Raw genomic sequence first — 207 nt, 5'->3', positions numbered from 1 at the left:
AAAAACATAATAGACTACTTTTTAAAAGGAAATTTGATGGAAGGTTCAAGCGCTGATTTAATAAGCTCATTACTACCTCTTGTTGCATTATTTGCAATATTCTACTTTTTAATTATTAGACCACAACAAAAACAAGCGAAAGCTCATAAAGAAATGGTGGCTAATTTAAAAAAAGGTGACAAGATTGTAACAAATGGTGGCTTAATC

The 207-nt window shown here is 30.0% G+C and carries 1 protein-coding gene; it reads left to right on the top strand.

The genetic code is table 11. The features are described from left to right. Positions 1–36: 36 nt before the first annotated feature. Positions 37–207, top strand: a 171-nt coding sequence (yajC, locus tag NLF92_RS14370) for a preprotein translocase subunit YajC (RefSeq protein WP_432420242.1), incomplete at its 3' end; no start/stop codon positions are given.

Source organism: Opacimonas viscosa, assembly GCF_024199005.1.
Taxonomy (GTDB): domain Bacteria; phylum Pseudomonadota; class Gammaproteobacteria; order Enterobacterales; family Alteromonadaceae; genus Opacimonas; species Opacimonas viscosa.
The sequence above is the reverse complement of the archived record's forward strand: the minus strand, read 5'-3'. Positions and strand labels throughout refer to the sequence as shown.